This window comes from Stenotrophomonas sp. (assembly GCF_032056425.1).
Lineage (GTDB): Bacteria > Pseudomonadota > Gammaproteobacteria > Xanthomonadales > Xanthomonadaceae > Stenotrophomonas.
On sequence record NZ_DAMBCN010000006.1, the window covers coordinates 115,382 to 141,897 of the forward strand.

General features: G+C 67.5%; 29 protein-coding genes and 1 other RNA gene. 11 read left to right on the forward strand and 19 right to left on the reverse strand.

The annotated features are described in order from the left end of the window. Positions 1-82: 82 nt before the first annotated feature. A complete protein-coding gene (locus RTY46_RS06790) occupies positions 83-2,083 on the reverse strand; it encodes a bifunctional DedA family/phosphatase PAP2 family protein (protein WP_312707370.1) in 2,001 nt (666 codons plus the stop codon). Positions 2,084-2,168: 85 nt separating this feature from the next. Between RTY46_RS06790 and RTY46_RS06795 the strand changes: the two genes are divergently transcribed. From RTY46_RS06795 to RTY46_RS06810, 4 genes are all read left to right on the forward strand, one after another. Beyond that, positions 2,169-2,831: a serine/threonine-protein kinase gene (locus RTY46_RS06795; protein ID WP_312707371.1), complete on the forward strand. Its 663-nt coding sequence runs from the start codon at positions 2,169-2,171 to the stop codon at positions 2,829-2,831. Further along, the gene (locus RTY46_RS06800) at positions 2,828-3,334 is read left to right on the forward strand and encodes a DUF2867 domain-containing protein (RefSeq protein ID WP_312707372.1); all 507 of its coding nucleotides are present in this window, start codon (positions 2,828-2,830) and stop codon (positions 3,332-3,334) included. The genes RTY46_RS06795 and RTY46_RS06800 overlap by 4 nt, the downstream gene beginning before the upstream one ends. Before the next feature lie 358 nt (positions 3,335-3,692). Further along, the gene (locus tag RTY46_RS06805) at positions 3,693-4,505 is read left to right on the forward strand and encodes a hypothetical protein (RefSeq protein ID WP_312707373.1); all 813 of its coding nucleotides are present in this window, start codon (positions 3,693-3,695) and stop codon (positions 4,503-4,505) included. Positions 4,506-4,540: 35 nt separating this feature from the next. Further along, entirely contained in the window at positions 4,541-5,026 is a 486-nt protein-coding gene (locus tag RTY46_RS06810; RefSeq protein ID WP_312707375.1) for a hypothetical protein, read from the forward strand. Between the two features lie 79 nt (positions 5,027-5,105). Here the strand turns inward: RTY46_RS06810 and RTY46_RS06815 are convergent, their stop codons facing one another. Next, complete coding sequence (locus RTY46_RS06815; RefSeq protein WP_312707377.1) at positions 5,106-5,786, reverse strand: hypothetical protein; 681 nt, start codon at positions 5,784-5,786, stop codon at positions 5,106-5,108. Between the two features lie 107 nt (positions 5,787-5,893). Between RTY46_RS06815 and RTY46_RS06820 the strand changes: the two genes are divergently transcribed. Further along, positions 5,894-6,712 carry an NAD(P)-dependent oxidoreductase gene (locus RTY46_RS06820; RefSeq protein WP_312707378.1) on the forward strand — a complete coding sequence of 273 codons (819 nt, stop codon included), beginning with the start codon at positions 5,894-5,896 and terminating at the stop codon, positions 6,710-6,712. A gap of 97 nt (positions 6,713-6,809) precedes the next feature. Continuing rightward, positions 6,810-7,817: a YiiG family protein gene (locus RTY46_RS06825; RefSeq protein WP_312707379.1), complete on the forward strand. Its 1,008-nt coding sequence runs from the start codon at positions 6,810-6,812 to the stop codon at positions 7,815-7,817. Positions 7,818-7,862: 45 nt separating this feature from the next. Here the strand turns inward: RTY46_RS06825 and RTY46_RS06830 are convergent, their stop codons facing one another. Next, complete coding sequence (locus tag RTY46_RS06830; protein ID WP_312707380.1) at positions 7,863-8,735, reverse strand: ion transporter; 873 nt, start codon at positions 8,733-8,735, stop codon at positions 7,863-7,865. 63 nt (positions 8,736-8,798) lie between these two features. Here RTY46_RS06830 and RTY46_RS06835 point away from each other — a divergent pair, with 63 nt between their 5' ends. Then, positions 8,799-10,025 carry an acetylornithine transaminase gene (locus tag RTY46_RS06835; RefSeq protein ID WP_312707381.1) on the forward strand — a complete coding sequence of 409 codons (1,227 nt, stop codon included), beginning with the start codon at positions 8,799-8,801 and terminating at the stop codon, positions 10,023-10,025. On the opposite strand, the gene RTY46_RS06840 is transcribed toward RTY46_RS06835, so the two are convergent. Beyond that, positions 9,952-10,620 (reverse strand): HAD-IA family hydrolase, encoded by a 669-nt coding sequence (locus RTY46_RS06840; protein ID WP_312707383.1) that lies wholly within the window; start codon positions 10,618-10,620, stop codon positions 9,952-9,954. The genes RTY46_RS06835 and RTY46_RS06840 overlap by 74 nt on opposite strands. Positions 10,621-10,742: 122 nt before the next feature. Between RTY46_RS06840 and azu the strand changes: the two genes are divergently transcribed. Beyond that, positions 10,743-11,192, forward strand: a complete 450-nt coding sequence (gene azu, locus RTY46_RS06845) for an azurin (protein ID WP_312707384.1) — start codon at positions 10,743-10,745, stop codon at positions 11,190-11,192. Between the two features lie 118 nt (positions 11,193-11,310). Here the strand turns inward: azu and hemL are convergent, their stop codons facing one another. Both hemL and thiE read right to left on the reverse strand, forming a co-directional pair. Next, positions 11,311-12,600: a glutamate-1-semialdehyde 2,1-aminomutase gene (hemL, locus tag RTY46_RS06850; protein WP_312707385.1), complete on the reverse strand. Its 1,290-nt coding sequence runs from the start codon at positions 12,598-12,600 to the stop codon at positions 11,311-11,313. 24 nt (positions 12,601-12,624) lie between these two features. After that, positions 12,625-13,251: a thiamine phosphate synthase gene (gene thiE, locus RTY46_RS06855; protein WP_312707387.1), complete on the reverse strand. Its 627-nt coding sequence runs from the start codon at positions 13,249-13,251 to the stop codon at positions 12,625-12,627. 67 nt (positions 13,252-13,318) lie between these two features. On the opposite strand from thiE, the gene RTY46_RS06860 reads away from it, so the two are divergent. Next, a complete protein-coding gene (locus RTY46_RS06860) occupies positions 13,319-13,510 on the forward strand; it encodes a rubredoxin (protein WP_312707389.1) in 192 nt (63 codons plus the stop codon). Between the two features lie 42 nt (positions 13,511-13,552). On the opposite strand, the gene RTY46_RS06865 is transcribed toward RTY46_RS06860, so the two are convergent. The 8 genes from RTY46_RS06865 to RTY46_RS06900 form a co-directional block, all read right to left on the reverse strand. Next, positions 13,553-14,398 (reverse strand): SirB1 family protein, encoded by an 846-nt coding sequence (locus RTY46_RS06865; RefSeq protein ID WP_312707391.1) that lies wholly within the window; start codon positions 14,396-14,398, stop codon positions 13,553-13,555. A gap of 373 nt (positions 14,399-14,771) precedes the next feature. Beyond that, positions 14,772-15,215 (reverse strand): DUF192 domain-containing protein, encoded by a 444-nt coding sequence (locus RTY46_RS06870; protein ID WP_312707393.1) that lies wholly within the window; start codon positions 15,213-15,215, stop codon positions 14,772-14,774. A 20-nt stretch (positions 15,216-15,235) separates the two neighbouring features. Then, entirely contained in the window at positions 15,236-15,883 is a 648-nt protein-coding gene (gene rpiA, locus RTY46_RS06875) for a ribose-5-phosphate isomerase RpiA (RefSeq protein WP_312707394.1), read from the reverse strand. Positions 15,884-15,905: 22 nt separating this feature from the next. Further along, positions 15,906-16,385 carry an EVE domain-containing protein gene (locus RTY46_RS06880; protein ID WP_312707396.1) on the reverse strand — a complete coding sequence of 160 codons (480 nt, stop codon included), beginning with the start codon at positions 16,383-16,385 and terminating at the stop codon, positions 15,906-15,908. Then, positions 16,382-16,975, reverse strand: coding sequence for a 5-formyltetrahydrofolate cyclo-ligase (locus RTY46_RS06885; RefSeq protein ID WP_312707398.1), 594 nt, complete (start codon positions 16,973-16,975; stop codon positions 16,382-16,384). The genes RTY46_RS06880 and RTY46_RS06885 overlap by 4 nt, the downstream gene beginning before the upstream one ends. 83 nt (positions 16,976-17,058) lie before the next feature. Further along, positions 17,059-17,244: non-coding RNA, 6S RNA (gene ssrS / locus RTY46_RS06890), on the reverse strand. Between the two features lie 97 nt (positions 17,245-17,341). Then, on the reverse strand, positions 17,342-17,638 hold the full coding sequence (locus RTY46_RS06895; RefSeq protein WP_108750986.1) for a cell division protein ZapA: 297 nt from the start codon (positions 17,636-17,638) through the stop codon (positions 17,342-17,344). Beyond that, positions 17,635-17,856, reverse strand: a complete 222-nt coding sequence (locus RTY46_RS06900; protein WP_079223080.1) for a TIGR02449 family protein — start codon at positions 17,854-17,856, stop codon at positions 17,635-17,637. Before RTY46_RS06900 ends, RTY46_RS06895 begins: the two co-directional genes overlap by 4 nt. A 152-nt stretch (positions 17,857-18,008) precedes the next feature. Between RTY46_RS06900 and RTY46_RS06905 the strand changes: the two genes are divergently transcribed. Together RTY46_RS06905 and RTY46_RS06910 are read left to right on the forward strand one after the other, a co-directional pair. Further along, complete coding sequence (locus RTY46_RS06905) at positions 18,009-18,557, forward strand: UPF0149 family protein (RefSeq protein WP_312707400.1); 549 nt, start codon at positions 18,009-18,011, stop codon at positions 18,555-18,557. Between the two features lie 5 nt (positions 18,558-18,562). Beyond that, a complete protein-coding gene (locus tag RTY46_RS06910) occupies positions 18,563-19,885 on the forward strand; it encodes an aminopeptidase P N-terminal domain-containing protein (RefSeq protein WP_312707413.1) in 1,323 nt (440 codons plus the stop codon). Positions 19,886-20,437: 552 nt separating this feature from the next. Here RTY46_RS06910 and pepQ read toward each other — a convergent pair. From pepQ to rdgB, 5 genes are all read right to left on the reverse strand, one after another. Continuing rightward, positions 20,438-21,769 carry a Xaa-Pro dipeptidase gene (pepQ, locus tag RTY46_RS06915; protein ID WP_312707402.1) on the reverse strand — a complete coding sequence of 444 codons (1,332 nt, stop codon included), beginning with the start codon at positions 21,767-21,769 and terminating at the stop codon, positions 20,438-20,440. 75 nt (positions 21,770-21,844) lie between these two features. After that, a complete protein-coding gene (locus RTY46_RS06920) occupies positions 21,845-22,219 on the reverse strand; it encodes a PilZ domain-containing protein (RefSeq protein WP_312707403.1) in 375 nt (124 codons plus the stop codon). Then, on the reverse strand, positions 22,216-24,501 hold the full coding sequence (locus RTY46_RS06925) for a DUF1631 family protein (protein ID WP_312707405.1): 2,286 nt from the start codon (positions 24,499-24,501) through the stop codon (positions 22,216-22,218). The genes RTY46_RS06920 and RTY46_RS06925 overlap by 4 nt, the downstream gene beginning before the upstream one ends. Positions 24,502-24,608: 107 nt before the next feature. Then, entirely contained in the window at positions 24,609-25,841 is a 1,233-nt protein-coding gene (gene hemW / locus RTY46_RS06930; protein ID WP_312707406.1) for a radical SAM family heme chaperone HemW, read from the reverse strand. A gap of 27 nt (positions 25,842-25,868) precedes the next feature. Next, complete coding sequence (rdgB, locus tag RTY46_RS06935; RefSeq protein WP_312707407.1) at positions 25,869-26,465, reverse strand: RdgB/HAM1 family non-canonical purine NTP pyrophosphatase; 597 nt, start codon at positions 26,463-26,465, stop codon at positions 25,869-25,871. Positions 26,466-26,516 lie beyond the last annotated feature (51 nt).

Sequence of the window (26,516 nt, forward strand, 5' to 3'; positions counted from 1 at the left end):
GCGTGGATCTACGCCGTCCTGCGTTTGGTAGGTGCGCACCTTGGTGCGCACGCTCGGGGTGCCATCCACGCTTGGCGTGGATCTACTCCGCCGGCGCGGTCTGCAACCGCAGCACCGGCAGCCCGGTCTCGCGCTGCACGTCCTCGTGCTGCGGCAGGCCCTGCACGGCGTCCTTCACTGCATTGAAGGCAGGGTCGACACCGCGCACCGGGTGCCACATGCCGATCCAGGCGAAGTGCCGCTCGTAGCGCAGGGTCTGCGCACTGCCCATCCACAGCGGCACGGCACCGGGCTGCAACCGCACCGGCGCCGGCCACAGACGCAGCACGTAGCGCTCATCCGGCTTCGCCCCCTGGCGCACCATCAGCAGGGCTTCAACGCGCGTGTCCAGCGTGGCCGGCAGTACCGGCAGTTCGTCGGCACCGGTGTTTTTGTCCAGCATCAGCAGAGCTTCTTCCCAGCCGGCCTGCGCCTGCACGGTCCAGCCACGCGCTTCCAGCTGTGCCTGCAGCGGTGCCAGCGGACCGGCCACCTGCACGTCCAGCGGCCAGCGCTGGTCATCGTCGAACTCGTTGCGGCGCGCCGGCAGGCCTGCCCAGTCGCGCTGCCACCAGGCCTGCAGATCCATCGCCAGCGGCGCCGGCAAGGTCGGTTCGAAGCGCTGCAGCTTCACCGGAATGTTGCGTGGCGCGTACCACATGGCCGCCAGCGCGAATACGCCATAGAACAGCCAGGCCACCGGCTTCACCCAGAACGAGCGGTTGAAGCGGCGGCGGTAGGCGATGCCCAGCACCAGCAGCCAGAAGGTGCCGAACAGCATGCCGCCGATCACATCGCTCAGCCAGTGCGCGCCCAGGTACAGGCGGGCAAAGCCGATCAGGCTGACTACGATGCCCGACACCAGGTACGGCCACACGCGCGTGCGCCCCGGCATCTCGCGGGCGATCAGCACCGCGAAGAAGCCGAAGGTGATGGTGGCCATGGTGACCGACACCGACGGGAAGCCGAAGCCGCTGCTGGCATCCAGCGGGCGCACCACGTCCACGGTGGCGCCCAGCAGCATGGTCAGGGCCAGGCCGAAGGCCAGCGCGGCCAGCCAGTGTGCGGCGGCCATCCAGCGCCGGCGCCAGACCAGGTAGCCCATGCCGGCGGTGGTGGCGGGCAGCAGCACCTGCCATGCGCCCAGCGAGGCCAGTGCCGCCATCGGGTAGTCGGCCAGCGGGTTGCGCAGCGCCAGCATGGCCTGGTGCACCCACAGGTCGACGGCCAGCGGTTCGCCGTGCGCCACCACCACCGTCAGCAGGGCGAACCAGCCCCAGCCCAGTACCAGCAGCATCAGCGCCAGCATTGCCAGGGGCACCGATTCGCGGCGCTTCGGGTCCAGCACGCCCACTGTGTAGCGGCCCAGCGTGGGGTGGCGGTTGGACCAGTCCAGCAGCCGTGCCAGCCAATGGTCCATGCGCGCGGCGGACCAGCGGTAGCCGTACAGCACCAGGGCCCAGACCATGCTCATCAGCACCACCAGCAGCCCGACCACCACCACCAGTCGGCCAGCGACCGCAGCGACCGCGTCATAGGCTTCACCCAGCACCCAGCCGGGCGCCAGGAACAGCAGTGCCCAGGAGATGCTGGCGATGCCGCTGGCCTGCACATAGCGGCTGGCGGGCATGTTCATCATGCCGGCGATGGCCGGCACGAATGGCCGGATCGCACCGACGTAACGGGCGACCAGGATGCTCTTGAACGCATTGCGGCGGAACAGATTCTCGCCGCGATCCAGCAACTGCGGATAACGGCTGAAAGGCCACACCCCGCGCAGGCGATCGCCCCAGCGGCGGCCGATCCAGTAGCTGATGCCGTCACCGGCGAAGGCACCCAGCGCCGCCGCAGCCACGGCATAGGGGCCGGAAATCTGCCCCAGGCCGATGAACACGCCCACCGCGAACAGCAACGGCAGCGCCGGCACGATCGCGCCCAGGATGATGACCGCATCGCAGAAGGCGATCAGAAAAATGACCGCACCCGCCAGAACGGGGTGAGCGGCAATCCACGCAAGCGTGGCGTCGATCCATGAAGAGTCCATTGCACGATTATAGAGGCGTGAAGGTGACTGGTTCCCAGCCGCTTGGTGACCGTTTGCAACCGGCGCCATCGCCTAGAATGGGCGCATGCCGCACTCGACCGACGCTCCAACGCATGCCCTGAAGGCCGACAGCTTCGGCCGCATCCTGCTTGTGCAGGGACCGCAGGGCCCCTTCGTACGCCGCGACCTGGGCGCAACGCCGCTGTGGCTGCGCGTGCCGGCGTGGTGGCTGGCCCGCCGCGAAGCACGCGCGCTGCGACATATCGAGGGCATGGCCGACGTGCCGCAGCTGCTGGAGTGGGATGGCCGGCACCTCGACCGAAGCTTCATGGCTGGCGATGCCATGTACCAGCGCCCGCCGCGCGGCGATGTGGCCTGGTTCCGTGCCGCGCGCCGTCTGCTGCAGCAGCTGCACCGGCGCGGCGTGGCCCATAACGATCTGGCCAAGGAAGCGAACTGGCTGGTGACCCAGGACGGCCGCCCGGCGCTGATCGACTTCCAGCTGGCGGTGATCGGCCACCCACGCTCGCGCTGGATGCGCCTGCTGGCCCGCGAAGACCTGCGCCACCTGCTCAAGCACAAGCGCATGTACTGCCGCGAGTCGCTTACACCGGTGGAGAAGCGCGTGCTCAAGCGCACCTCGTGGGTACGCGAACTGTGGTTCGCCACCGGCAAGCCGGTCTACCGCTTCGTGACCCGCCGCATCCTGCATTGGGAAGACAACGAAGGGCAGGGGCCGAAGCCGTGACCGCCGCGCAGGTGGTGACCGCGCCACCGAGCGCGACCAGCGTGCTGCGCGCGCAGCTGCCCGGCGCCAGTTTCGTGCACGCCTGCCAGGCCCATACCCGTCGCAACGGCCGCAGCGCGTTGCAGGCATACCGGGACATGGCCGCGACCATCCCCGGCTGGTTCGATGGCCTGATGGCGCTGCGCAACCGCGGCATGCGCCTGCTCGGCATGAAGGACCTGGGCTCGTTGCGCGCGGTGCAGGACACCACCGCGCCGCGACCGGGCCAGCGGCTGGGCATCTTCACTCTGCAGACGCTGGATGAGGACGCCATCGTGCTGGAAGACAACGATCGCCACCTGCGCGTGCAGCTGGCCCTGCAGTGGCAGGGCGACGTGCTGGAAGTGGCTACCGTCGTGCATACCCACAACGCGTTTGGGCGGATCTACATGCTGCCGGTGGCGCCGGTGCATCGATGGATCGTGCCGCACCTTCTGAAGAAGCAGGTGCAGTCGTATTGCTGATTCGACGCAGGCCGCCGGGCATGGCCCGGCGCTACCTGGAGGGTACGTTGCGGATCGGTAGCGTCGGGCGACGCGCGGCATTTCGGGTGCTCACAAGAAGGGTTTTGGAATTTTCTGGGTATAGGCGGCTCCGCCGAGGGTGATTATGGACCTCTTGCGCTTGGAGTTTCTGACGCTTTTGGCGTTCCACGCTCTAGCAGGGATCAATGCAATTGCACTTGTCCGCGTCATGCTGTTTTCATGCGGCCTGAAAGTGATCAGCGACGCTGCTGCAGGGATTTGATGGGCTGGAGCGCACATCGAAGGCGAGGGCTTGCCATGTCCAGCCAAGCTGGGCCGTGGCCTTGGTGTTGACACGATGCGCAAGCTGCATGAACTTCGCAGCCGGATTTTTCAGGGGTATGTAAGGGATTGCATGAATATGAAAGTGGTCGGCGCCACTGCCGTCGCCATGGTGGGACTTTCGGTCCTTGGCTGGAAGCAACTGGAAGGTGAAGCGAATGATCTTGCACGCAGTGCCGTGTCAGCTTCGAATCCAGCACCGGGACCAACGGGTACCAGTCATCAAGTCATAGAAGCTCACCCGGTCGCTGGCTCCAACTACCCAACTTCTTTGACGCCTCGGCATCCCTTCCCGGAAGTGCCTCTGACGCGCGAAGGCATGGACTTTGAAGATGACCCAGGCTTTGCAGAAAGCAGAGCTGAGCAGCAGTGGCTTGACCTGCACGGCTATCCGAACCTCGAGCAGTGGCAGGCTTACAGCGTTGCGCCCAATGAAAAGCTGCGGGAGGCGGCTGCCGCTGGTGATGGAGTCGCAGGCGCGATGCTGGACGGGCGGCTTCTGAGCACGGATCCCAAGGCTCAGGAGCGGCTGGTTGACGCTGGGGTAGATGGCAACCTGTTCGCGCTCCAGTTGCTGGCTTCGTACCAGGCTGGGAGCCGGGACGGCGATCTCGTGGCTGCCTATGCGGTGTCGCGGGTCAGTGAGTTGCGTGGTGACCTGCGTGCAGCCATTGGCCGCGAGGTGATGTTGCCGGCGCCACTAACGCCGGACCAGCGACTGCTTGGAGAAGCAGAAGCGATGCGGCTGAACGAGGAAATGAACAGAATGCATTTTGAAAAACACGGAACACCTGCGGAGTTCCTGCCGCGACCAATCGGTCATTCCTGAAGAGCCCACGGATCAACACATAAGAGAATGGATTCATGCAGCTGAAAAAGAAACTTTCGCTTTCCCTCATCGGTTTTGGAGCAGTTGTCGGGGTTGCCATCGCCTGCCAGGTGCTTCCCATGCCTCCCATGACACCGCTGAAGGTCACGATGGTGGATCTGCCCAAGGCCAACGATTACAGCAACCCAGCAAACGCAGCCTTCATGAAGAAGCTCGATAGTGCCGCTGGGAAGCTGGTTGGTTCGGGGAACTGGCGTGCCAACGCCTTCCATGGTCACGTCACCTATTCCTTCAAGCTGATGATGATGACCGGTATGGGCATCATCTACGTCGAGAAGCCTTGTGACAGTTCAGCCGAGGAGATGGCGCAGAAGGCTGCACAGTCGGTGGGGGCCATTGGCGGAGGCGGAAGCGGCGGCGGAGGCGGTAGCGGAGGAGTACTGATCGGCGGTGGTTGCTACGGCAGTTGCGGCGGGAAAATGCCCGTTGTTGACGTGGGTCCCCCGAAGCAGATCAGCTGAGGCCCATTTCCCCCGGCCCTGCCTTGCGGCGGCCGGGGGCCTGGGATGCCGCGCACCGCATGGATCAATCCCGAGGCTGCTACGGCGCCGCCGGCACCACCTGCTGGCCGATGAAATTGCGCTTGCCATCGAAGTCATAACCGATCTGCAGCTGGCCGACATCCCCACAGGCATGGCAGTCGCGCAGCGGCGTGCGGTACAGCAGGCGGATGCCGCCGCCATCGAGCGGTGCCGTGCCTGCTGCCTGTGCGGGCGCGAACGGCGTGGCCTGCGGGTGCGCGGCCAGCACCGCCTGCACGCTGGGATCGGCGCGCAGGGTGTCGTCCAGCTGCACCGCGTCGACATCGATGCGCTTGCCGCCGGCATCCACCAGGCGCGTGCCCTCGTTGGTGTTGGCGCGGAACGGATACTCCACCGTGGCCACGCCCAGGCCATCGTGTTCATGCCAGGCCGTCACGTAGGCCAACTCGCCGCCGGTGGACAGCTGCTCTGCAGCGGCCACGGCATCGGCGCTGGCGCCGGCGGACTTCATCGTTTCGGCCAGGCATTCGCGCGTTGCGCTGTTCTCACCTTGGCGGCAGGCGTTGAGGTCGCCATCCCAGACCACCGACTCGCTCCAGCGCAGTGAGCCATCGGCGGCCCTGTTGGCGGCGGGCGCATCGCCCGTGGCGGGTCCGGTGCCGGGTTCGGGCGAACGGCCCTGGCAGGCAGTGAGCAGAGCCAGGCCCAGGGCAGGCAGCAGCAGACGGGAACGGCGCATGGCGTACACCTCGTGCGTTGACCGGGGGGCCAGTATCGTCAACGTGCGGTGAACTCCGCGTCGGCGCGGCATACTAGCCGCTCATTGCATACGCTGGAGTGTGGAACGTGGGCAGTCTGCAGGGCAAAACCCTTTTCATCACCGGCGCCTCGCGTGGCATCGGCCTGGCCATCGCACTGCGCGCGGCGCGTGACGGTGCCAACGTGGCCATCGCCGCGAAGTCGTCGGTACCCAACCCGAAGCTGCCGGGCACCATCCACAGCGCCGCCGAAGCCGTGACCGCTGCGGGCGGGCAGGGCCTGGCGCTGAAGTGCGACATCCGCGAAGAAGACCAGGTGCAGGCGGCCGTGGCTGCGGCCGTGGACACCTTCGGTGGCATCGACATCCTCATCAACAACGCCAGCGCGATCTGGCTGCGTGGCACCCTGGACACGCCAATGAAGCGCTTCGACCTGATGCAGCAGGTCAATGCACGCGGCAGCTTCCTGTGCGCGCAGGCCTGCCTGCCGTACCTGCTGCAGGCGCCCAATCCGCACATCCTCACCCTGGCGCCGCCGCCCAGCCTGGACCCGAAGTGGTGGGCGCCGCACACCGGTTACACCCTGGCCAAGATGGGCATGAGCTTTGTCACTCTGGGCCTGGCGGCGGAGTTCGGCCCGCAGGGCGTGGCGGTCAATGCGTTGTGGCCACGCACCGTCATCGCCACCGATGCGATCAACATGATTCCCGGCGTGGATGCAGCGGGCTGCCGTACCCCGCAGATCATGGCCGACGCCGCCCACGCCGTGCTGGTGCGGGACGCGGCCGGTTTCCACGGTCGCTTCCTGCTGGACGACGAGGTGCTGGCCGAAGCGGGCGTGACCGATCTGTCCGGGTACGCCGTCGACCCTTCGCGCGCGCTGCTGCCGGACCTGTTCCTGGACTGACGCGCGGCAGCTGATCTGCGGCAGGCGTCAAGGATCGCGCCTGCCACCGATCGCTAGAATGGTCGGCTGGAACCGATTTCAACAAGGATGTGATTGCATGAGGACGCCCCTGCGTTCTGCGGCGCTGGTCGCTGCTCTGTCGCTGGCACTGGTCGCCTGCGGCAAGTTGCCCGGTACGGCGGGCCCTGCCGAACACAACGGCCATGCCGTTGCCGAAGACGCATCGGCCGCTGCATCGGGCGCCGACGCGGCCGAGCAGGCGCTGGCCGCCAAGCTCAACGCCTACATTGACTGCTACAACGATGTGGATGGCGGCCTGCAGCAGGGCATCGGCTACTACACCCGCTGGATGGACGACCCGAATGTGGGCCCGACCGGTCGCGAAGAGCGGCCGATCGGGCCGCCAGATCTGACCGCTGCCGACCTGAAGGTCTGCGAGACGAAGATCGCCACCGCGCGCGCTGCACAGCCGCCGTTGCCGGCACTGGATGACGCCGCCCAGAAATACCTGGACAGTCTGCACGTGTTGCAGCCGCTGGCCCATGCCGGTCACGACTACTACTCGCGCGAGGATTACCAGGACGATGCCTTTGCCCGTGGCAAGGACATGCATGCGCCGCTGATGGCCGCGCTGATCACCTTCGCCGAACGCAGCAAGGCGTTCAGCAGTGCGCTGGAGGCGCAGAACAGGGCCCAGCAGAATGCAGCGCTGGACGCGATGAAGCAGCGCGGCGAGCTGACCCGCGAGTACTACCGCATGGCGATGATGCGCGATGCCAAGGCGCTGATCGATGTGATGGCCGAAGACCACTTTGATGTGGCCCAGGCACAGACACTGCTGGATGCCTTCAACCGCATTTCCGACGAAGCGCATGCTGCCGTGGGCGAGCAGGAGCCAGGGCGCATGCAGTGGAACAGCTTCGAGCATGAGGCTGAAGTCTTCCGTCGTGATGCCAGGTGGCGGCTGGAACGCGTGTCAGGCAAGCGCCCGTTCACCGACATCGAAAAGAAGTGGCTGGCCCAGGGCTCGGACATTCCCAGTGGCTCGCCCGGCAAGCTGATGCAGGCGTACAACGTGCTGGTGGAAGAGAGCAACCGGCAGTAACCGCAGCGGGTTCCCGGCGCTGATGGCCGGGAGCCGGTGTTCGGGTCAGGTGTTGAAACTGTCGGGAATCGCGTGGCCGCAGCGGCGGCAGTGGCGTGCGTCGGGCTCGTGCCCTTCCAGGCCGCAGTGCGGGCACCCGCGGGCGTCGCGGCGCGCGGCCAGTTCTGCCTCGCGCATGCTGCTGGCCAGTTCGGCGGTGTAGATGCCGGTGGGCACGGCGATGATGCTGTAGCCGATCAGGATCAGCACCGAGGTGACGAAGCGGCCCAGCACGGTCTGCGGCACGATGTCGCCGAAACCGACCGTGGCCATGGTCACCACCGCCCAGTACATGCTGGCCGGGATGTTGCTGAAGCCGTGTTCGGGACCCTCGATCACGTACATCAGGGTGCCGGCGATGATGGTGATGGTGATGACCGTGAACAGGAACAGCAGGATCTTCCGCCGGCTGCGCCACAACGACTGCAGCAGGATGCCGCTTTCTTCGATGTAGCGGGTCAGCTTCAGGATGCGGAACACGCGCAGGATGCGCAGCGCGCGCACCACCAGCAGGCTCTGCGCACCCGGCACGAACAGCGACAGGTAGGCCGGCAGGATCGACAGCAGGTCGATGATGCCCCAGATGCTGACCGCGTACCGAAGCGGGCGCTTGACCACCGCCAGGCGCAGCAGGTATTCGATCGTGAACAGGGCGGTGAAGACCCATTCGATCACGTACAGCCCGTCGGCCCAGGCCACGTGCAGGTGCTGCACGCTGTCGATCATCACCACCAGGATGCTGGCGATGATGGCCACCACCAGGATCAGGTCGAAGTTGCGCGAGGGCCGGCTGTCGTGCCGATAGATGATGTCGAACCAGGTGCGGCGCCAGCCGGAGGCGGTGGCGGGGTTCAGTTGGGGGGCGGAAAACGGTCGCATCGGTGCATTGTGCCGCAGGGGCTGGGGGGCGAGAATGGGGGTTCCTGAATCCTGCCCACTGCCATGACCGCCGCTACCGATCCGCTGATCTCTCTTTCGCACTACTACCTGCCGGTCTACAAGCCCCGCCAGGTGGTGTTGGAGCGAGGCCAGGGCGCCCGCGTGTGGGACAGCCAGGGCCGTGAGTTCATTGACCTGGCCGCCGGCATTGCCGTGTGCGGCCTGGGCCATAACGACCCGGACCTGACCGCCGCGCTGGTGGAACAGGCCGGCAAGCTGTGGCACACCAGCAACGTCTTCTACAGCGGGCCGCCGCTGCACCTGGCCGAAGAACTGGTGAAGGCCAGCCGCTTCGCCGAGCGCGTGTTCCTGTGCAATTCCGGCGCCGAAGCCAATGAAGTGGCGATCAAGATGGTGCGCAAGTGGGCATCCAGCCAGGGCCGCCCGGCCGACAAGCGCGTCATCATCACCTTCCGCGGCAGCTTCCACGGCCGCACCATGGGCGCGGTGACCGCCACCGCCCAGCCGAAGTACCAGGAAGGCTACGAGCCGCTGCCCGGTGGCTTCCGCTACATCGACTTCAACGATGAGGTGCAGCTGGAAACGGCGATGGCCGCCGGCGACGTGGCCGCGGTCATGCTGGAGCCGATCCAGGGCGAGGGCGGGGTGATGCCGGCCAAGTCCGGCTTCCTCAAGCGCGTGCGCGAGCTGTGCGACCAGCACAACGCGCTGCTGGTGCTGGACGAGATCCAGGCCGGCATGGGCCGCACCGGCACCCTTTTCGCGCACTGGCAGGACGATGTGGTGCCGGACATGGTCACCCTGGCCAAGGCGCTGGGCGGCGGCTTCCCGATCGGCGCCATGCTGGCCGGCCCGAAGGTGGCCGAAACCATGCAGTTCGGCGCGCATGGCACCACCTTCGGTGGCAATCCGCTCGCCGCTGCCGTGGCCCGCGTGGCACTGCGCAAGCTGGGGTCGGCTGAGATCGCCGCCAATGTCAGCCGCCAGTCGAAGGCGCTGCGCGATGGCTTTGCCCGCATCAATGAAGAATTCAACGTCTTCAGCGACGTGCGTGGCCGTGGCCTGATGCTGGGCGCCGTACTGAACAAGGATTTCGCTGGCCAGGCTGGCGCGATCCTCGACCACGCCGCCGATCAGGGCCTGCTGACCCTGCAGGCCGGCCCGGACGTGCTGCGCTTCGTGCCGTCGCTGAACATCACCGACGAAGAAGTGGCCGAAGGCCTGAAGCGCCTGCGCGCGGCCATCGCCGCGTTCGTCGCCGCGCGCTGATCGGGTAGCGCTTCAGCACCTTCCCCAGCCCGCGCCCGTCGCGCACCGTCTCCGCGTGCAGGCCGGCGGCGCGTGCGCCGCGCACGTTGGCGAACAGGTCATCGACGAACAACGTGCGCGCAGGTGCAACCTGCAGCACCTCAAGCACGCGCTGGAACACCGCCGGCTGCGGTTTGCGCAGGCCGAAATCGGCACTGCAGAACACCCGGCCGTTCAGCGCGGGGAACAAGGCCGGCAACAGGCTGGGCAGTGCCTGCACCATCAACGCACCGTTGTTGGTCAGCACCGCCACTGGCACCTGCAGGTGCTCCAGACGCTGCAGCACCGCGTCCTGCGGATGGCTGGCAGCCTGGCGTGCGGCGGTCCAGGTTGGCACATCCACGCTGCGGCCCAGCCGTTCGCCAAGGCGCGCCAGATAGGTCGTACCATCCAGCGCGCCGCTGTCGTGTGCCGCTTCCAGCCCACTGTCATACAGCGCCGCCTGCACGGCATCGGCGCTCACGTCCAGCGCCTGCGCCAGATGCAGCACGCGCTGCGCGCGCTGATACTGCACCAGCACGCCATCCACATCGAGCAGCAACAGGTCGATCCGCATGGCCTGAGCATGCCATCGCCGTGGAAGCGCGAACACCCGGGCGTGCGCATGCGACAGACGGTCGCAGCCGGTGGCGCATGGCCCTGCCTAGAATGGTCGGTGAACCCGCAGGAGACGCAACGATGAAGGCTTGGATGGTGGCGGTGGGACTGGGTGCGCTGATGCTGGCGCCGTCGGCGATGGCACGCGTGTGCGCAGTGAGCATCGACAGCACTGACCAGATGAGCTTCAGCACGCGCCAGATCAAGGTGGCTGCTGACTGCACCGACGTGGACCTGACCCTGCGCCACACCGGCAAGCTGGCGGCCACGGCGATGGGCCATAACTGGGTGCTGACCCGCACGGCCGATTACCAGCCGGTGGCGATGGCCGGGATGCGCATGACCTTGGCCGACAGCTACCTGCCCAAAGCCGACAAGCGCGTGCTGGCGCACACCAAGGTGATCGGCGGCGGCGAAACCGCGCGCGTGCGTTTCTCGACCAAGGGCCTGCAGAAGGGCGGCGATTACACCTTCTTCTGCTCGTTCCCCGGCCACTTCGCGATGATGAAGGGCAGCTTCGTCTTCGGTTGATGCCGTTTGTAGAGTCGAGCCATGCTCGACTGCACGCGTGCCAACCAAGGTTGGCATCTACCAATGCAATGCGTGGTCACGGCAACGCCAACCAGGGTTGGCATTGCCGGGTGTGGGCTCAGCCCTTGGCGGCCTTGAACGCCACGCGTGCGGCGGCCAGGGTGGCCTCGATCACGGCGTCGTCGTGCGCGCTGGACATGAAACCGGCTTCGTACGCCGACGGTGCCAGGAACACGCCCTGTTCCAGCATGGCGTGGAAGAAGCGGTTGAACGCCGGAATATCGCAGGCGGTGGCCTGGGCATAGGTCTCCACCTTCTCGCTGGTGAAGAACAGACCGAACATCGCGCCCACCTGGGTGGTCGTCACGGCCACGCCGGCGTCGGCAGCGGCCGCTTCCAGGCCGGCGCACAGGCGTGCGGTGCGCTCGGCCAGGTCGGCGTGGAAGCCCGGCTGTGACACCAGGTCGAGCATGGCCAGGCCGGCGGCCATTGCCACCGGATTGCCGCTGAGCGTGCCGGCCTGGTAGATCGGGCCGGCCGGTGCAATCTGCTGCATCAGGTCGCGGCGGCCACCATAGGCACCCACCGGCATGCCGCCGCCGATGATCTTGCCGAAGGTGGTCAGGTCCGGGGTGATGCCGTAGTGCGCCTGCGCGCCGCCCAGGGCCACGCGGAAACCGGTCATCACTTCATCGAAGATCAGCAGCGCACCGTGCTGCGTGCACAGCGCGCGCAGGTGCTGCAGGTAGCCCTCGCGCGGCGGAATGCAGTTGGCGTTGCCCACCACCGGTTCGATGATGAGGCCGGCGATCTCGCTGCCCTGCGCCTCGAACAGCGCGGTGGCCGCTTCGAAATCGTTGTAGGGCAGGGTCAGGGTCAGTTCGCTCAGGCCCGCCGGCACGCCCGGCGAGGTCGGCACGCCCAGAGTCAGCATGCCGCTGCCGGCCTTGACCAGGAACGAATCGCCGTGGCCGTGGTAGCAGCCCTCGAACTTCACGATGCGGTTGCGGCCGGTGGCGCCGCGCGCCAGGCGGATGGCCGACAGCGTGGCCTCGGTGCCCGAATTGACCATGCGCACCATTTCGCACGACGGCACCAGCCGGGTGATGGTCTCGGCCATGGTCACTTCGGCCGCGCACGGCGCGCCGAACGACAGGCCGTTGTCGATCGCGCGCTTCACCGCCTGGCGCACGGCCGGGTGGTTGTGGCCGACGATCATCGGGCCCCACGAGCCCACGTAATCGATGTAGCGGTTGCCGTCCACATCGTACAGGTAGGCGCCGTCGGCGCGCTCGACGAAGAACGGCTCACCGCCCACGGATTTGAACGCGCGCACCGGCGAATTGACGCCACCGGGCAGCAGCTGCTGGGCGCGGGAGAACAGGGCGTGGGACTGATCGTGGTTCATGCGGTTTCCTGGGGCGAGCCGGGTTCAGCGGAACCGGGCAAGGTAGGCCTGCAGCGTGGCGACCGGGTCCTGGGCGGCATAGATGCCGCTGACCACGGCCACCAGGTCGGTGCCGGCGTCGATGATGGGACCCACATTGTCCGGGGTCAGGCCACCGATCGCCACCCGCGGCACGCCCAGTGCGGCGGTTTGCCGCAGCAGGTCGGTGTGGGCCCGGCTGCGGGTGACCTTGGTGGTGGTGGGGAAGAAGGCGCCGAAGGCCACGTAGCTGGCGCCCGCAGCCACGGCCTTTTCGGCGTTGGCCAACTGGTCGTAGCAGGACGCGCCGATGATGGCGGCCGGGCCGAGCAGGGCACGCGCGCTGGGAATGTCACCGTCGGTGCCGCCCAGGTGCACGCCGGCCGCGCCCACGGCCTGGGCCAGGGCCGGGTCGTCATTGATGATCAGCGGCACGTCGTGCCCGGCGCACAGCGCCTGCAGGGCAGTGGCCTGCTCCAGGCGCAGCGCATCGCTGGCGGTCTTGTTGCGGTACTGCAGCCAGGTGGCGCCGGCGGCCAGCAGCGGCGCGGTGCGTGCCAGCAGGCGGGCGGTATCCGCCTCGTCCGGGGTGATCAGGTAGACGCCGCGGGGCGCCGGGGAAGCTGCGTTCATGGATGGCTACCGGTAGAAGGGCCGCGGTGGGACAATAACGGCCAGTGAATCCAGCGTTGATTATCCGATGAGCGATGCCACCCCCACCACCTTGCGCACCTGGATGTGCGTGGTCTGCGGCTTCATCTACCACGAAGCCGAGGGGTTGCCGGAAGAGGGCATCGCCCCGGGCACGCGCTGGGAGGATATTCCCGAGACGTGGACCTGCCCGGATTGCGGGGTGACCAAGGACGATTTCGAGATGGTCGAAATCGATTGATCGACGGTGGGTGCGGACCGTTGGTCCGCACACCTGACAAGATCAATGCAGCCGGGGCATCGGCCCGCCCAGGTCGATCAGCTTCTCGCGCAGCCACTGCGCATCACTGGCCTCCGGGGTGCGCTTCAGGTACTGCCCCAGGTCGTGGCGCGCGCCGGCCAGGTATTCCAGCTGCAGATAGGCCAGGCCGCGGTCGCGCAGGGCATCGTCCTGTTCCGGGGCCAGTTTCAGCAGGCGATCGGCACTGCGCGCGGCCCGATCCCATTGGCCGGCCTCGGCGTACACGCCATGCAGGTTGCGCAGCATGCGGATCAGGATCGCCCGGCTCGGCGCCGGGTCCAGGATCTGTGCCAGCACCTGATCGTCCGGTGCCTGTCCGCCCAGGTGTGATTTGGCGCGCTCGCGCAGCTCATCCACGTCCAATGGGCGGCCACCATTGAACGGGTCCATCACCAGCACGCCATCGTCCACCGGCAGCCGCACCAGGAAATGGCCGGGGAAGGACACCCCGTCCAGCGGAATGCCCAGCCGCCGTGCCACTTCCATCTGCACCAGCGCCAGCGAGATCGGATTGCCCAGCCGCCGCTCGAACACCTGGTTGAGGTAGCTGTTGCGGGGGTCGTAGTACTGCTGGTGGTCGCCGCTGTAGCCCAGTTCGTCGAACAGGTGGCGGTTGACCGCGGCCATCTTCAACGGCCAGCGATCAATGGTGTCCACCTCGGCGCGCAGGTGATCGACATGGCTCTGCACCAGTGCCTCGTACACGCCTGGCTGAAGATCGGGGTATTCATCGCGCGCGATCAGCAGCGCGGTCGGCAACAGTGGCAGCGCCTCGTCGTCGAGGTCGGCCAGTGCATCCCAGTCGGGGAGTGTGATCCGGTCCTGCATGGCCACAGACTGGCGGCAATCGCAGGCGGTTTCAAGCGGTGTGGCGTGAATTCCGCTTGTCGTTGTTGCCCTATCCACGCATGGCGTGGATCTACCGTCAGATATCGAAATCAATCTGGGGTCGGAGCCCGTTGCGCAGCAACGGGGTCCGACCCCGCGCCGTTCCAACAGATCGCGGCCAACCGTCGAAGGCGGGGTGGGTCCGGTGGCGGGGGTGTCCGCGGCATGGATGCCGCGGCCAAGGCTACAGGGACGTACTTGCGCCGTCCCCCGCCACCGGACCCACCCCGCCATTCCTCGAAATGCACGAATTTGACGTTGACGTTGACGTTGCCGTTGATTCGGCGGGTGCCGGGCGCAGCCCGGCGGTCCGTCAGTTCTCGATGCCCGGGCCGAAGGTCAGCTCTGTGCCGTCCTTCAGCTTCAGCTTCTCAGCCTGGCCCGCGTTGAGTTCCAGCACATAGCGGGCAGGGCCGCTGCTGGGGTAGGGCGGGCACAGGTCGCCGGCCGAACACGGCGGCACATCGCGCTGCTGGCTGACCAGCCGGCGCTGGTTGTCGAAGTACAGGATGTCCAGCGCGATCCGGGTGTTCTTCATCCAGTACGCCTGCAGGTCCTCCTGCTCGTGCACGAACAGCATGCCGTGGTCGGCCGGCATCTGGTCGCGGAACATCAGGCCGCGGGCGCGGGTGGCATCGTTGGTGGCCAGCTCCACCTGGTAACGGGCACCGTCCAGTTCCACCCAGTGGCGGGCGGCGTCGGTGGCACAGCCGGTCAGGGCCAGCAGCGGAAGCATCAGCAGCGAGCGCAGCGACATGTCAGCGTCCTTGGGAAAAATCAGAGCACGACCGGCGGTTCGCCGCCGACAATCACCACATCGGCACGGCGGCGGGCGAACAGGCCCACGCACACCACGCCCGGCAGCTGGTTCAGCTCGCGCTCCAGCTTTTCCGGATCGGTGATCTCCAGGTTGTGGATGTCCAGGATCTGGTTGCCGTTGTCGGTCACCACGCCCTCGCGCCAGGTCGGCTGGCCGCCGGTCATGTCGCGGATCTGCCGCGCCACCAGGCTGCGCGCCATCGGGATCACTTCCACCGGCAGCGGGAACCTGCCCAGCACCGGCACCTGCTTGCTCGGGTCGACGATGCAGACGAAGCGCTCGCTGGCCTCGGCGATGATCTTCTCGCGGGTCAGCGCGGCACCGCCGCCCTTGATCAGGCACTTGTTGTCGTCGCACTCATCGGCGCCGTCCACGTACAGCGACAGGTTGCCGCTGTGGTTCAGCTCGATCACCTCGATGCCGTGCTGCTTCAGGCGGGCGGTGCTCTGTTCGGAACTGGACACCGCGCCCTTGATGCGGTGCTGGATGCGGGCCAGGGCATCGATGAAGTAGGCCACGGTGGAACCGGTGCCGACGCCGACGATCATGCCGTCTTCGACGTATTCGATGGCTTTCTCGGCGGCAAGGCGCTTGGCTTCGGACATGGGAGGACTCTCAGGCAGGGAATCAGGATTTCTTTTCCAGCGACAGCAGCAGCTTCCACTGCGCGGCCGTCACCGGGAACACCGACAGGCGGTTGCCCTTGGCAACCAGCGGGAAGCCCTCGCCGAGTTCGTCGGCGTGCAGCTTGATCTCGTCCAGCGCGATCACCTGCTTCAGCTTGCGCTCGAAACCCACGTCCACCAGCATCCAGCGCGGGTTCTCGCGCGTGCTCTTGGGGTCGTGGTAGTCGGATTCCGGGTCGAACTGGGTGTCGTCCGGGTAGGCCGGGCTGGCCACCGTGGCCAGGCCGACGATGCCGGGCACCTTGGTATTGGAGTGGTAGAACAGGATGCCGTCGCCCACCTGCATGCCGTCGCGCATGAAGTTGCGCGCCTGGTAGTTGCGCACGCCATTCCAGGGCTCGACCTTCACCTTGGCCAGGTCATCGATGGAAAAAGCGTCCGGTTCGGACTTCATCAGCCAATAGCGCTTGCGGGCGGTCATGCGTTCACGGGGGCAGCGGAGGGGAACAGGGGGCCGTCTTCGGTGCAGATCGCATCCACCGGCACGTCCCACGACGCCACCGGCAAGGACTCGACCTGCTGCGCGGCGAACGCGGCACCCACCAGCCAGGGCGGTGCCGGCCGGTCGTGGCGGAAGGCGAAGCTGCGATCATACCAGCCGCCCCCCATGCCCAGCCGCCGGCACTGGCTGTCGAAGCCGACCAGCGGGGTCACCACCAGCGCCATCTGCGCAGCTTCCAGGGTGTCTTCCAGGGCCACGTCCGGTTCGGGAATGCCGTAGCGGTTGCTGGTCAGCGGTTGGCCGGGACGCCACGGCGCGAAGCGCAGCACCTCGCCGGCCAGCACCGGCAGGCAGTAGGTCAGGCCTTCGGGCAGCTGCAGCTGCCAGCGGTGCAGGGCGATCTCGCCATCCAGCGCCCAGTAGCCGGCCACGGCGCCTTCGCGCGGGGCGAAGGGCAGGGCGAGCAGGGCGTCGGCCAGCGATTCGGCAGCGGCAATGCGGATGGGCGCGGAAAGTGCGCGGCGGCGTTGCCGCAGGTCGTGGCGCAGGGCCTGGCGCGGGTCGGTCATGGCAGGTGGCGGCAGGAAACAGCGGCCATTGTGCCGGAAAGAACAAGGGCGACGCCCGAAGACGCCGCCCTTGCTGGAATATTGCATTCTCCGCAATGTCGATGCATGCGAAACGACCTTGAACCCGGGGGCTCAAGTGGGAACGCTGGAGAACCATCGGGCTTCCCGCTACAAGGCGGACCTGCACTCCCGGCGCTGTCGCGCTCCCGGTGTCGTTCTTAAGGGACAAGGCGAATGTTTGCACATGCCGTCGAGTACCGCAGAGAACGCGTGGCCATTATAGCCAGCGTGCACGATCTGGATAGGCCGTTCGTCGGCAACAGTCCGTGCCAATTCAGATATGAGAAGACGCGTTGTGCGCGTTGCTCACACGCTGCTATCGATCGCGCGGTCCAGGCGCCGGTTCAGATCGGCCAGCGTCTGCTGCAGGGCCACGGCCTGGCGTGCGTTTTCGTCGCGCAGCAGCTGCAGCTCGTGGGCCAGGTTCAGTGCGGCCAGCACCGCTACCCGATCCACGGCGGCCATGCGGTTGCTGCCGCGGATCTCGCGCATGCGCGCATCGAGCAGGCGCGCGGCAGCCATCAGACTGTCGCGTTCATCGCCGCCCACGCCCACGGTGTATTCACGATCGAGGATGCGGACACTGACCGGTTCTGCGCTCATGTGTGCTGCTCCAGGGATTTGAGCCGGCTGATCATCGCTTCCACCCGCGAGCGGGCCTGTTCGTTCTTGGCCAGCAGGGTGGACCGCTCGGCCACCAGCTGTTCCTGCTGGTGGCGCAGGCTGCGGTTCTCCTCGGCCAGGCGCTGGTTGCGCTCCAGCAGCGCTTCCACGCGGGCGGCAAAAGCCTGCAGCTGGGCAAGGGGGTCGGCGGGTTCCATGCCGCACGATAGGCAAGCCGGGTGAGGGCGGTCAAGCGTTGTCGCAGCAGGGCCGGACTGCCACGAGGAGGACCCGGTTGGGTTGCTACACTACCGGGCTCACGGGCGCGCGCGTGCGCACCCCGGGTTTCCCTATACGAACGAGCCGCACGATGACCGAACTTCCCTCCGTCGACGACGTTTCCCGCGCCAGCCAGGAACTGGGCCTGGGCGCCACCGCCGCCGAGCTGCATGGCGGCCTGTGCGGCTGGCTGGCCGCCGGCGGCGCCCCCGGCAACGACTGGCCGGCCCGCGTGCTGGCCGACGACACCTTGGCCCCGGTCGCCTCGGGCAGCGCGCTGGCGCAGCTGCTGGAAGCCACCATCAAGCAGCTGGAAGACCGCGACTTCGCCTTCGAGCTGTTGCTGACCGACAACGATGACGTGGCCGCGCAGGCCGATGCCATGTTCAGCTGGACCCGTTCGTTCCTGGGCGGTTTCGGCCTGGGCAGCGGCGGTCGCCGTCCCACCCTGTCCGAAGAGGGCGAGGAAGCCCTGACCGACATGGCCAGCCTGGCACGTGCCTCCAGCGAGGATTTCGAAGCCGGTGGCGAGGACGATGACGAGGCGCTGTCGGAAATCGAGGAATTCATCCGCGTGGCGGTGCTGCTGCTGCACGGCGATGTGGTGCTGGCCGCACGCCACCGCCAGCGCCTGAACTGATGGATATCAAGCAGCGCACCGGCATTGCCGCCGGCGAGTACAAGCGCCGCCGCCGCCAGCTGATGGACATGGCCGGCGACGATGCGATCCTGGTCCTGCCGGCGGCCTCGGAGAAGGTGCGCAGCCTGGATACCCATTTCCCGTTCCGCCAGGATTCGGATTTCCAGTACCTGAGCGGTTTCCCGGAGCCCGAGGCGGTGCTGGTGCTGATTCCCGGCCGTCGCCACGGCGAGGCCATCCTGTTCTGCCGCGAACGCGATGCCGAGCGCGAAGCCTGGGATGGCAGCCGTGCCGGTCAGGACGGGGCAGTGGCGCACTACGGCATGGACGATGCCTACCCGATCGATGATCTGGACGACATCCTGCCGGGCCTGCTGGAAGGGCGTTCGCGCGTCTACTACCACTTTGGCCGCGAAGCGGAGTTCGACCTGAAGCTGATCGGCTGGGTGAATCGCGTGCGTTCGCAGGTGCGCCACGGCGCGCAGCCACCGCATGAGTTCCTGGAACTGGGGCACCTGCTGCACGAGCAGCGCCTGTTCAAGTCCGGCGCGGAAGTGGCCTTGATGCAGCACGCCGCGCAGATCAGCGTGCGGGCGCACCTGGCGGCGATGCACGCGGCCAAGGCGGGCATCCACGAATACGAACTGCAGGCCGAGCTGGAGCGGGTGTTCCGTGCCAGCGATGCCGTTCCCGCCTACTGCAGCATTGTCGGTGCCGGGCGCAACGGCTGCATCCTGCACTACCGCGACAACAACGCACGCTCGCGCGATGGCGAACTGGTGCTGATTGACGCCGGTGCCGAGTACCGCGGCTACGCCAGCGACATCACCCGCACGTTCCCGGTCAACGGCCGTTTCAGCGCCGAACAGCGCGCGCTGCACGATCTGGTCGGCCAGGCGCAGGCGGCTGCACTGGCCCAGGCGCGGCCCGGCGTGGCCTACGAAGCGGGCCATCTGGCCGCGGTGCAGACCCTGACCGAAGGCCTGCTGCGTCTGGGTCTGCTGAAGGGCACGCTGGAAAAGAACCTGGCCGAAGGGTTGTACCAGCGCTTCTACCGGCACAAGACCGGGCATTGGATCGGCCTGGACGTGCATGATGTGGGCGATTACCGGCTGGCCGGTGAATCGCGCCTGCTGGAACCGGGCATGGCGTTCACCATCGAACCGGGCCTGTACATCGGCGTGGATGACACCACGGTCGAGCCGCGCTGGCGGGGTATCGGCATCCGCACCGAGGATGACGTGCTGATCACCGATGACGGCCATCGCGTGCTGACCGAAGGCCTGGCGCGCAGCGCCGACGAGATCGAAGCGGTGATGGCGGGGTAAGGGGTTCTTCTGCAGGGCTTGCAGCCCTGCACCCGCTGCAAGCCAGGGCAACAGCAACAGCGGGCATTCCGTGGGATGGCGGGGCACTGTGGGTTTGCGGGGACGCCGTGAATCCATCCCTGGAGGCTTGGTCGCCGCATCCATGCGGCTCACACCCCGTAAACCCACAGTACCCCGCCTTCGACAGGTTCACGGGGCTGTTGGTGGGTGCCGACCGTTGGTCGGCACATCTGTCAGACATCGAATGAATCATCCACGCATGGCGTGGATCTACTGGCAATTGCGGTTGTTGGCGCGCGCGGCTGTTGGTAGGTGTCGACCTTGGTCGACACAGAGCGAGCGCAGCGAGCGACCCGCTCTTGATTTTCTTTTTCTTTTCCGTGGCTGGACGCGGCAGGGAACTGTCCGAGGTGGGGCGGGTGGGCCATGCAGGGGCGTTGGCGCCATGGATGGCGCCATCGAGCTTACAGGGACGTACTTGCAGCGTCCCCTGCATGGCCCACCCGCCCCGCCAAGCGCGGCTTCTGAAATCAGCACCCAGCCACGAGGGGCTCAGCCGTTGGCTGCCGCAAACGCCGGGCGGGTCAGGTTGTCCGCGTCGCCTTCGGTGCACAGCACTTCGTCTTCGATGCGGATGCCACCGTAGGGCCGGAAGAAATCGACGCGGTCCCAGTTGATCGCATCGCCATGGCCGGCGGCCTTCACTTCATTCAACAGCATGTCGATGAAGTACAGGCCCGGTTCGATGGTCACCACCATGCCCGGTTCCAGCACGCGGGTCAGGCGCAGGTACGGGTGGCCGGCCGGACGCTCGATGCGGCCCCCGTCTTCGCTGGCGGCAAAACCAGCCACGTCGTGCACCTGCAGGCCGATCAGATGGCCGATGCCGTGCGGGAAGAATGCGGCGCTGACGCCGGTTTCCAGCGCGGTCTGCGGCGACACCTTGATCACGCCGAAGTCCTTCAGCACGCCCATCAGCGAAAGATGTGCGTCCACGTGCAGTTGCTTGTAATCAAAGCCGGCACGCACCGCTGCACACATCTGCAGCTGGGCCGCGTCCACCGCGTCGACCATTGCGGCGAATTCGTCGTGGCCGTGCGCCGCGTAGGTGCGGGTGATGTCGCTGGCGTAGCCGTGCGCGCTGGCGCCGGCATCGATCAGGAAGCTGCGCAGCGGCTGCGGTGCCTTGCGGCCCAGCTCGGTGTAGTGCAGCACGGCGGCGTGTTCGTTCAGTGCCACGATGTTGCCGTAGGGCAGTTCGTTGGCATCCTGGCCCACCGCCTGGCAATACGCCATGTGGATGTTGAATTCGTCGGCACCGTTGCGGAAGGCGGCTTCGGCCGCGCGATGCCCGCGCACGCCCAGCACCTGCGCCTGGCGCATCAGCGCCACCTCATACGGCGTCTTGTAGGCGCGGTGCCATTCCAGGTAGTTCACCACCGGTGCCGGGTTGTTCGGCACGTAGGCACCGAGTGCGCTCTGCGGTTCACCCAGGATGGCGCAGCGGGCCGGGTTGGCCGGCAGCAGCGCCAGCGCCTCTTCCGGTGTGCGGATGATATGGATGTCGAAGTGCTCCACCCACCAGCCGCTGGGGGCGTCCGGCACCACGTGCCAGTAATCGAACGGCTGGTGGAAGATCACCGCCGGACGCTTGCCCGGGGTGAACACCACCCAGCTGTTGGGCACGCGGGTGAGTGGCAGCCAGGCCTTGAACTGCGGATTCACCGCATACGGGTAGTCGCGGTCGTCGAACACCTGATAGTGAAGGGTGCCACTGGGCACGACCAGGTGGTCGAAGCCGCCGCGGGCCAGCGCCTGTTCGGCGCGTCGGCACAGCACGGCCAGGTGGTCGGAATACAGGGCGCCGGGGTCTTGCTGGATCATTGCGGTGGCTCGACACGGAAAACGGCCCTAGATTCTGCCGCATAGCGCAGAAAACCGCTGTGCCGGAACCGGCACTCAGCCTGTCGAAACCGGTTCGCCGTCGTTGTCTTCGCCAATCCAGCCGCGCAGCAGCTGGCGGTGCTCGCGCGACAGGGTGAGGAAGCGGAAGCCGGCCCAGTGCTGGCCCGGCACGTGCGCCGGCTCGCTCCACAGCAGGTGCACGCCCACGTCGATCGTTTCATTGCGGCCATCGCCCAGCGCCAAGGGGAAGCGCAGCTGGTACAGCGCATCCTCGCGCAGGCCGGTGCTGGCCAGCATCAACATGCCGGTTTCGGAAACGTTGCCCAGTCGGCCGATCACGGTGTCGCGCATCTGGTCAGTGACCGGCACCAGGTCGGCCACCTGCCGGCGCGGGGCGCGGCGGGTATCCACGGGCGGTGGCGTGCTCATGCCTTGGACTCCGGATTCAGGCGGCTGGCCAGCGAACGCAGCGCCGACAGGCTGGCCTGCCACGCGCGGTCCACCAGGCGGCCTTTCTCTTCTGTCACCAGCTGCGCCTGGCCGCTGGCCATCTGTCGTGCCAGCGTGTCCAGGGTGGTTTCGCCGATCTTCTGCCCACGTGCATTCACCAGCAGCACGTGTCCGGTCAGCAGGCTGTACCAGGACAGGCGCTGGCGCCGTTGCGCGCCTTCACCCAGATCGATGTCGAACCAGCTGCCGAACGGCAGCGTGACCAGCTGCTGGTAGCAGACTTCCTCGCTGTCGCTGCGCGCGCCGCGCCCGGCCTCGGCCTGGCTGTCGGCACTGCCGTCGTTCTGTTCGCCCAGGCGCGCACGTGCTTTCAGGCGCGCGCTCAGTTCGGTGCGCGAAGTGCTTTCGTCTTCACCGCCCGGGGTCGCCAGGCGACGGGCCACGGCGGCCGCTTCGTCGGCGTGGTAGCCCACCTGCAGCAGCGCTGCTTCCACATCGGCCGCCAGTGGGGCGTCGGTCATGCCGGCCGCGCTGGCCGGGGCGGCGGTAACCGTGGCGATGCGCTCGGTCTGCTGCAGGCGCTCGCGCCATTGCGGGGAATCCTCGCCATGGCGCAGCCGCGTCAGTGTCAGGGCATCGGCCCAGGCCTGGCGCAGCAGGGTCTGCACGAAGCGCGGCGGCTGGGTGGCCTGGCACCACTGGTCGATCTGGGTGCTGGCTTCGCGCCGCGCCAGCTCCAGCCGTTCCTTGCCGCGTGCCGCTTCCACGTGGCGGCGTTCGGCCAGTTCGGCGCGGTGTGCGGCCGCACGCTGGTGCTGCTGGATTTCCTCGTTGGCGGCGGCAAACGCTTCCGGCGTGCGCGCGTCCTGGCCCAGCAGGCCCTGCACGCTCTGCGCCAGCCGCTGCAGCAGTTGCGGATCTACATCGTCATCGCCCAGCCAGTGCGCGCCGGCCTCCGCCACGGTGTTCAGCAGTTCCCGGGCTGGGTGCTCGTCGCGCACGAAGAAGGCCGGGTCGGCCATCGCCGCGCGCGCCAGCGGTACCTGCAGGCGCGCCAGCAGCGCGGCGGGTACCGGGTCGGGCCGCTGTTGCTGCTGCACCTGCTGCAGCAGCAGGCGCAACAGGTCCAGGTTGTCGCGGTCGTGGCCGGCCAGTTGCGCCTGCGCGCCATGCTCGCTGCGCAGCTGCGCCAGCAGGGCGCCCTGCAGATCGGTCACGCTGGTGGCGGCGCTGGCCTGGCCCTGCAGGCGCGCCAGCACGGCGTCCACCGCGGCGGTGGGCAGCGCGGCCGGCTCCAGGGCCAGCGGCTGCGAGGGCTGTCGCCGTGCCTGCTGCAGCAGTTCGTGCAGTACGGTGGTGGCCGGGATGGTCAGCCCGGCGGCGGCCGCGTCGGCACCGGCCAAGGCGTCCTGCATCAGGTTCGACCACGATCCCGCCGGCGCAGAAGCGCCCCAGCCGGTCATCGGGGTGGCGGCGCGTGGCGCGGGGCGTCCGTTGCGTTCGTGCCCCACCGAACGGGTGATGACCCGGCGCGTGGCGGACGAGCGCGCCAGATAGGGGGTGTAGACCAGGCCGGGAAGGATGCCGTGCTGGGCCAGCAGCGCATTGGCGCGGTCCAGAATGTCGCCCAGGCGTTCCAGGCACTGCCGCTCGAAACTGCGGTACAGCGCCAGCTGCACCTCCACGCTCAGGCCATCGTGTTCGGCCACGCGGCGCACCATCGCGCACAGCGCCTGCGGTGCCAGCGGCAGCGTATCTGCATCGAAGGCCGGTGCTGCGGCCAACACGCCCATGCGCTGGCCCAGCAGGTTCAGCGCATTGCCCGAGCGCAGGGTTTCCCGACGCACCATCTCGGTCAGCAGCAGGTCGCGGTCCACCTCGTGCTCGGCCACCAGCGACAGCCCCATCAGGGTCGGCAGCGGGGGCGGCGTGCTGGTCGGCGCGGCCGCAGGCGCCGGCTCACGCAGCCGCACCAGCGCCTCGGTCAGGGCGTCCAGCATGCGCTCGCTGAAGTGGCCGGAGAAGGCATGCAGCTGGCCGCGCTGGGCCAGCAGGTCGGCCTGCTGCTGCGGGTTGCGCGCATGGTCGGCGTCATGCAGCAGCGTCTGTTCCAGCGCCTCCACGGTCAGGATCAACGGCGCGGTCAGCGTGTGGTGGCACAGGCCGATCAACGCACCCAGCACCTCGCGTACCCGCGGTGGCAGGTCGGCGGCGGCCAGGCGCGCGGTGTCCGCGCTGGACAATGAAAAGACGGCAGACATCGGCGAGGGGTTCCGGAATTCCCGCGGATCGTTGGGGCAATCTACCGTGCCGGCAGGGCAGGGCGCCAGCCGCCGGCCAAGGGCCGGCGCTACCCAGGCACGTCCGATCAGTCTTCCAGGAACAGACTCACCACATCGTTGGTGAAGCGCCGGCCCAGCTCGGTGGGCTGCACATGGCCGTCGCCCACCTGCAGCCAGCCGCGCTGGCAGGCCTGGGCCAGCGGCGCGTCCAGCACGCTGCGTGGCAGACCGGTCCGCGATTCGAAATCACGCAGGCTGAAACCTTCATGCAGGCGCAGCAGGTTCAGCATGTACTCAAACGGCAGGCGCTCGGCAGCGATCACTTCGTCGCCACCGAACGAGGCCGGGCTGCCTGCGCTGTCCAGGTAGGCCTGCGGGTGCTTCACCTTCCAGCGTCGCAGAACGTGTTCTTCCGCGCCGGAACTGATCTTGCCGTGCGCGCCGGCGCCGATGCCCAGGTAATCGCCGAAGCGCCAGTAGTTCAGGTTGTGCGCGCTCTGCCGGCCGGGGCGGGCATAGGCGCTGACCTCGTACTGGCCGTAACCGGCTTGGGCCAGCAGGGCCTGGCAGTGCTCCTGCATGTCCCAGGCGTTGTCTTCATCGGGAATGCCCTGCGGCGGCCGCGCGAAGAACACCGTGTTCGGTTCCAGAGTCAGCTGGTAGTGCGAGATGTGCGCCGGCTGCAGTGCGAGCGCGCGTTCCAGATCGGCCTCGGCACCGGCCAGGGTCTGTTCCGGCAGCGCGTACATCAGGTCGATGTTGAAATTGTCGTAGCCCGCGTCCTGGGCCATCTTCACCGCGCGCTCGGCTTCGCCACTGTCATGGATGCGCCCCAGCCGCTTCAGCGCGGCATCGTCGAAGCTCTGGATGCCGAAACTGAGCCGGTTCACGCCCGCCGCGCGGTAGCGGTCGAAGCGGCCGTGTTCGGCCGTGCCCGGGTTGGTTTCCAGCGTGATTTCCGCATTCGGCGCAAAGCGAAGCCGCGCGCTGGCCTGCTGCAGGAAGCGGTCGATCGCTTCGGGCGGGAACAGGCTGGGCGTACCGCCACCGAAGAACACGCTGTGCACCACCCGGCCCCAGACCAGCGGCAGGTCCTGGTCCAGGTCGCGCAGCAGGGCGTCGATGTAGGCCTCGAACGGCAGTTCGCCCTTGGCCTGGTGCGAGTTGAAATCGCAGTACGGGCATTTGCGCACGCACCACGGCAGGTGCACGTACAGCGACAGCGGCGGCGGCACCAGACGCACCGGTGCGGCGTGGCCGTGGTCGCCGTCGCAGGCTTCGCCGGGCAGGTGGGTGCAGTGATCGTGGGCGTGGGACATGACGGCAGAACTACGTGCGGGTGTGGGTCAGAGAACGGCAGCCAGCTGCAGCTTCAGCTGCTGCAGGGCCAGTGCGCGGTGGCTGATCGCGTTCTTCAGCGCCGGCTCCATTTCCGCGGCGGTCAGGCCGTGGGTGGTGTCCAGGAACACCGGGTTGTAGCCAAAGCCATTCGTGCCGCGCAGTTCGCGGATGATCTGCCCTTCCCAGCGGCCTTCGCAGATCAGCGGCTGCGGGTCGGTGGCGTGGCGCAGCAGCACAATGACCGCATAGAAACGCGCGCTGCGCTGGCCATCGGGCACCTCGGCCATGGCCTGCAGCAGCTTGGCGTTGTTGGCCGCCGCGTTGGTCGGGTGGCCGGCATAGCGTGCGCTGTACAGGCCGGGGGCACCCCCCAGCGCATCGACGATCAGGCCCGAATCATCGGCCAGCGCCGGCAGGCCGGTGGCCTCGCAGGCGGCGCGTGCCTTCAGCAGCGCGTTCTCGACGAAGGTCAGGCCGGTTTCCTCCACATCGCCCAGGCCCAGTTCGGCCGCCGAGGTGATCTGCAACGGAAGGTCGGCCAGGATCTCCTGCATTTCCACCAGTTTGCCGGCGTTGTGGCTGGCAAGCACGAGGGTCTTCATGCGCGGGGCTCCAGCAGGTCCCAGGTATTGCCGTACAGGTCGCCGAACACC

What these genes read in the sequence shown, in the direction of transcription:
- RTY46_RS06790 (WP_312707370.1), bottom strand. Translation starts at nt 2,083, where the DNA reads ATGGACTCTTCATGGATCGACGCCACGCTTGCGTGGATTGCCGCTCAC.
- RTY46_RS06795 (WP_312707371.1), top strand. Translation starts at nt 2,169, where the DNA reads ATGCCGCACTCGACCGACGCTCCAACGCATGCCCTGAAGGCCGACAGC.
- RTY46_RS06805 (WP_312707373.1), top strand. Translation starts at nt 3,693, where the DNA reads ATGCGCAAGCTGCATGAACTTCGCAGCCGGATTTTTCAGGGGTATGTA.
- RTY46_RS06810 (WP_312707375.1), top strand. Translation starts at nt 4,541, where the DNA reads ATGCAGCTGAAAAAGAAACTTTCGCTTTCCCTCATCGGTTTTGGAGCA.
- RTY46_RS06815 (WP_312707377.1), bottom strand. Translation starts at nt 5,786, where the DNA reads ATGCGCCGTTCCCGTCTGCTGCTGCCTGCCCTGGGCCTGGCTCTGCTC.
- RTY46_RS06825 (WP_312707379.1), top strand. Translation starts at nt 6,810, where the DNA reads ATGAGGACGCCCCTGCGTTCTGCGGCGCTGGTCGCTGCTCTGTCGCTG.
- RTY46_RS06830 (WP_312707380.1), bottom strand. Translation starts at nt 8,735, where the DNA reads ATGCGACCGTTTTCCGCCCCCCAACTGAACCCCGCCACCGCCTCCGGC.
- RTY46_RS06835 (WP_312707381.1), top strand. Translation starts at nt 8,799, where the DNA reads ATGACCGCCGCTACCGATCCGCTGATCTCTCTTTCGCACTACTACCTG.
- RTY46_RS06840 (WP_312707383.1), bottom strand. Translation starts at nt 10,620, where the DNA reads ATGCGGATCGACCTGTTGCTGCTCGATGTGGATGGCGTGCTGGTGCAG.
- azu (WP_312707384.1), top strand. Translation starts at nt 10,743, where the DNA reads ATGAAGGCTTGGATGGTGGCGGTGGGACTGGGTGCGCTGATGCTGGCG.
- hemL (WP_312707385.1), bottom strand. Translation starts at nt 12,600, where the DNA reads ATGAACCACGATCAGTCCCACGCCCTGTTCTCCCGCGCCCAGCAGCTG.
- thiE (WP_312707387.1), bottom strand. Translation starts at nt 13,251, where the DNA reads ATGAACGCAGCTTCCCCGGCGCCCCGCGGCGTCTACCTGATCACCCCG.
- RTY46_RS06860 (WP_312707389.1), top strand. Translation starts at nt 13,319, where the DNA reads ATGAGCGATGCCACCCCCACCACCTTGCGCACCTGGATGTGCGTGGTC.
- RTY46_RS06865 (WP_312707391.1), bottom strand. Translation starts at nt 14,398, where the DNA reads ATGCAGGACCGGATCACACTCCCCGACTGGGATGCACTGGCCGACCTC.
- RTY46_RS06870 (WP_312707393.1), bottom strand. Translation starts at nt 15,215, where the DNA reads ATGTCGCTGCGCTCGCTGCTGATGCTTCCGCTGCTGGCCCTGACCGGC.
- rpiA (WP_312707394.1), bottom strand. Translation starts at nt 15,883, where the DNA reads ATGTCCGAAGCCAAGCGCCTTGCCGCCGAGAAAGCCATCGAATACGTC.
- RTY46_RS06880 (WP_312707396.1), bottom strand. Translation starts at nt 16,385, where the DNA reads ATGACCGCCCGCAAGCGCTATTGGCTGATGAAGTCCGAACCGGACGCT.
- RTY46_RS06885 (WP_312707398.1), bottom strand. Translation starts at nt 16,975, where the DNA reads ATGACCGACCCGCGCCAGGCCCTGCGCCACGACCTGCGGCAACGCCGC.
- RTY46_RS06895 (WP_108750986.1), bottom strand. Translation starts at nt 17,638, where the DNA reads ATGAGCGCAGAACCGGTCAGTGTCCGCATCCTCGATCGTGAATACACC.
- RTY46_RS06900 (WP_079223080.1), bottom strand. Translation starts at nt 17,856, where the DNA reads ATGGAACCCGCCGACCCCCTTGCCCAGCTGCAGGCTTTTGCCGCCCGC.
- RTY46_RS06905 (WP_312707400.1), top strand. Translation starts at nt 18,009, where the DNA reads ATGACCGAACTTCCCTCCGTCGACGACGTTTCCCGCGCCAGCCAGGAA.
- pepQ (WP_312707402.1), bottom strand. Translation starts at nt 21,769, where the DNA reads ATGATCCAGCAAGACCCCGGCGCCCTGTATTCCGACCACCTGGCCGTG.
- RTY46_RS06920 (WP_312707403.1), bottom strand. Translation starts at nt 22,219, where the DNA reads ATGAGCACGCCACCGCCCGTGGATACCCGCCGCGCCCCGCGCCGGCAG.
- RTY46_RS06925 (WP_312707405.1), bottom strand. Translation starts at nt 24,501, where the DNA reads ATGTCTGCCGTCTTTTCATTGTCCAGCGCGGACACCGCGCGCCTGGCC.
- hemW (WP_312707406.1), bottom strand. Translation starts at nt 25,841, where the DNA reads ATGTCCCACGCCCACGATCACTGCACCCACCTGCCCGGCGAAGCCTGC.
- rdgB (WP_312707407.1), bottom strand. Translation starts at nt 26,465, where the DNA reads ATGAAGACCCTCGTGCTTGCCAGCCACAACGCCGGCAAACTGGTGGAA.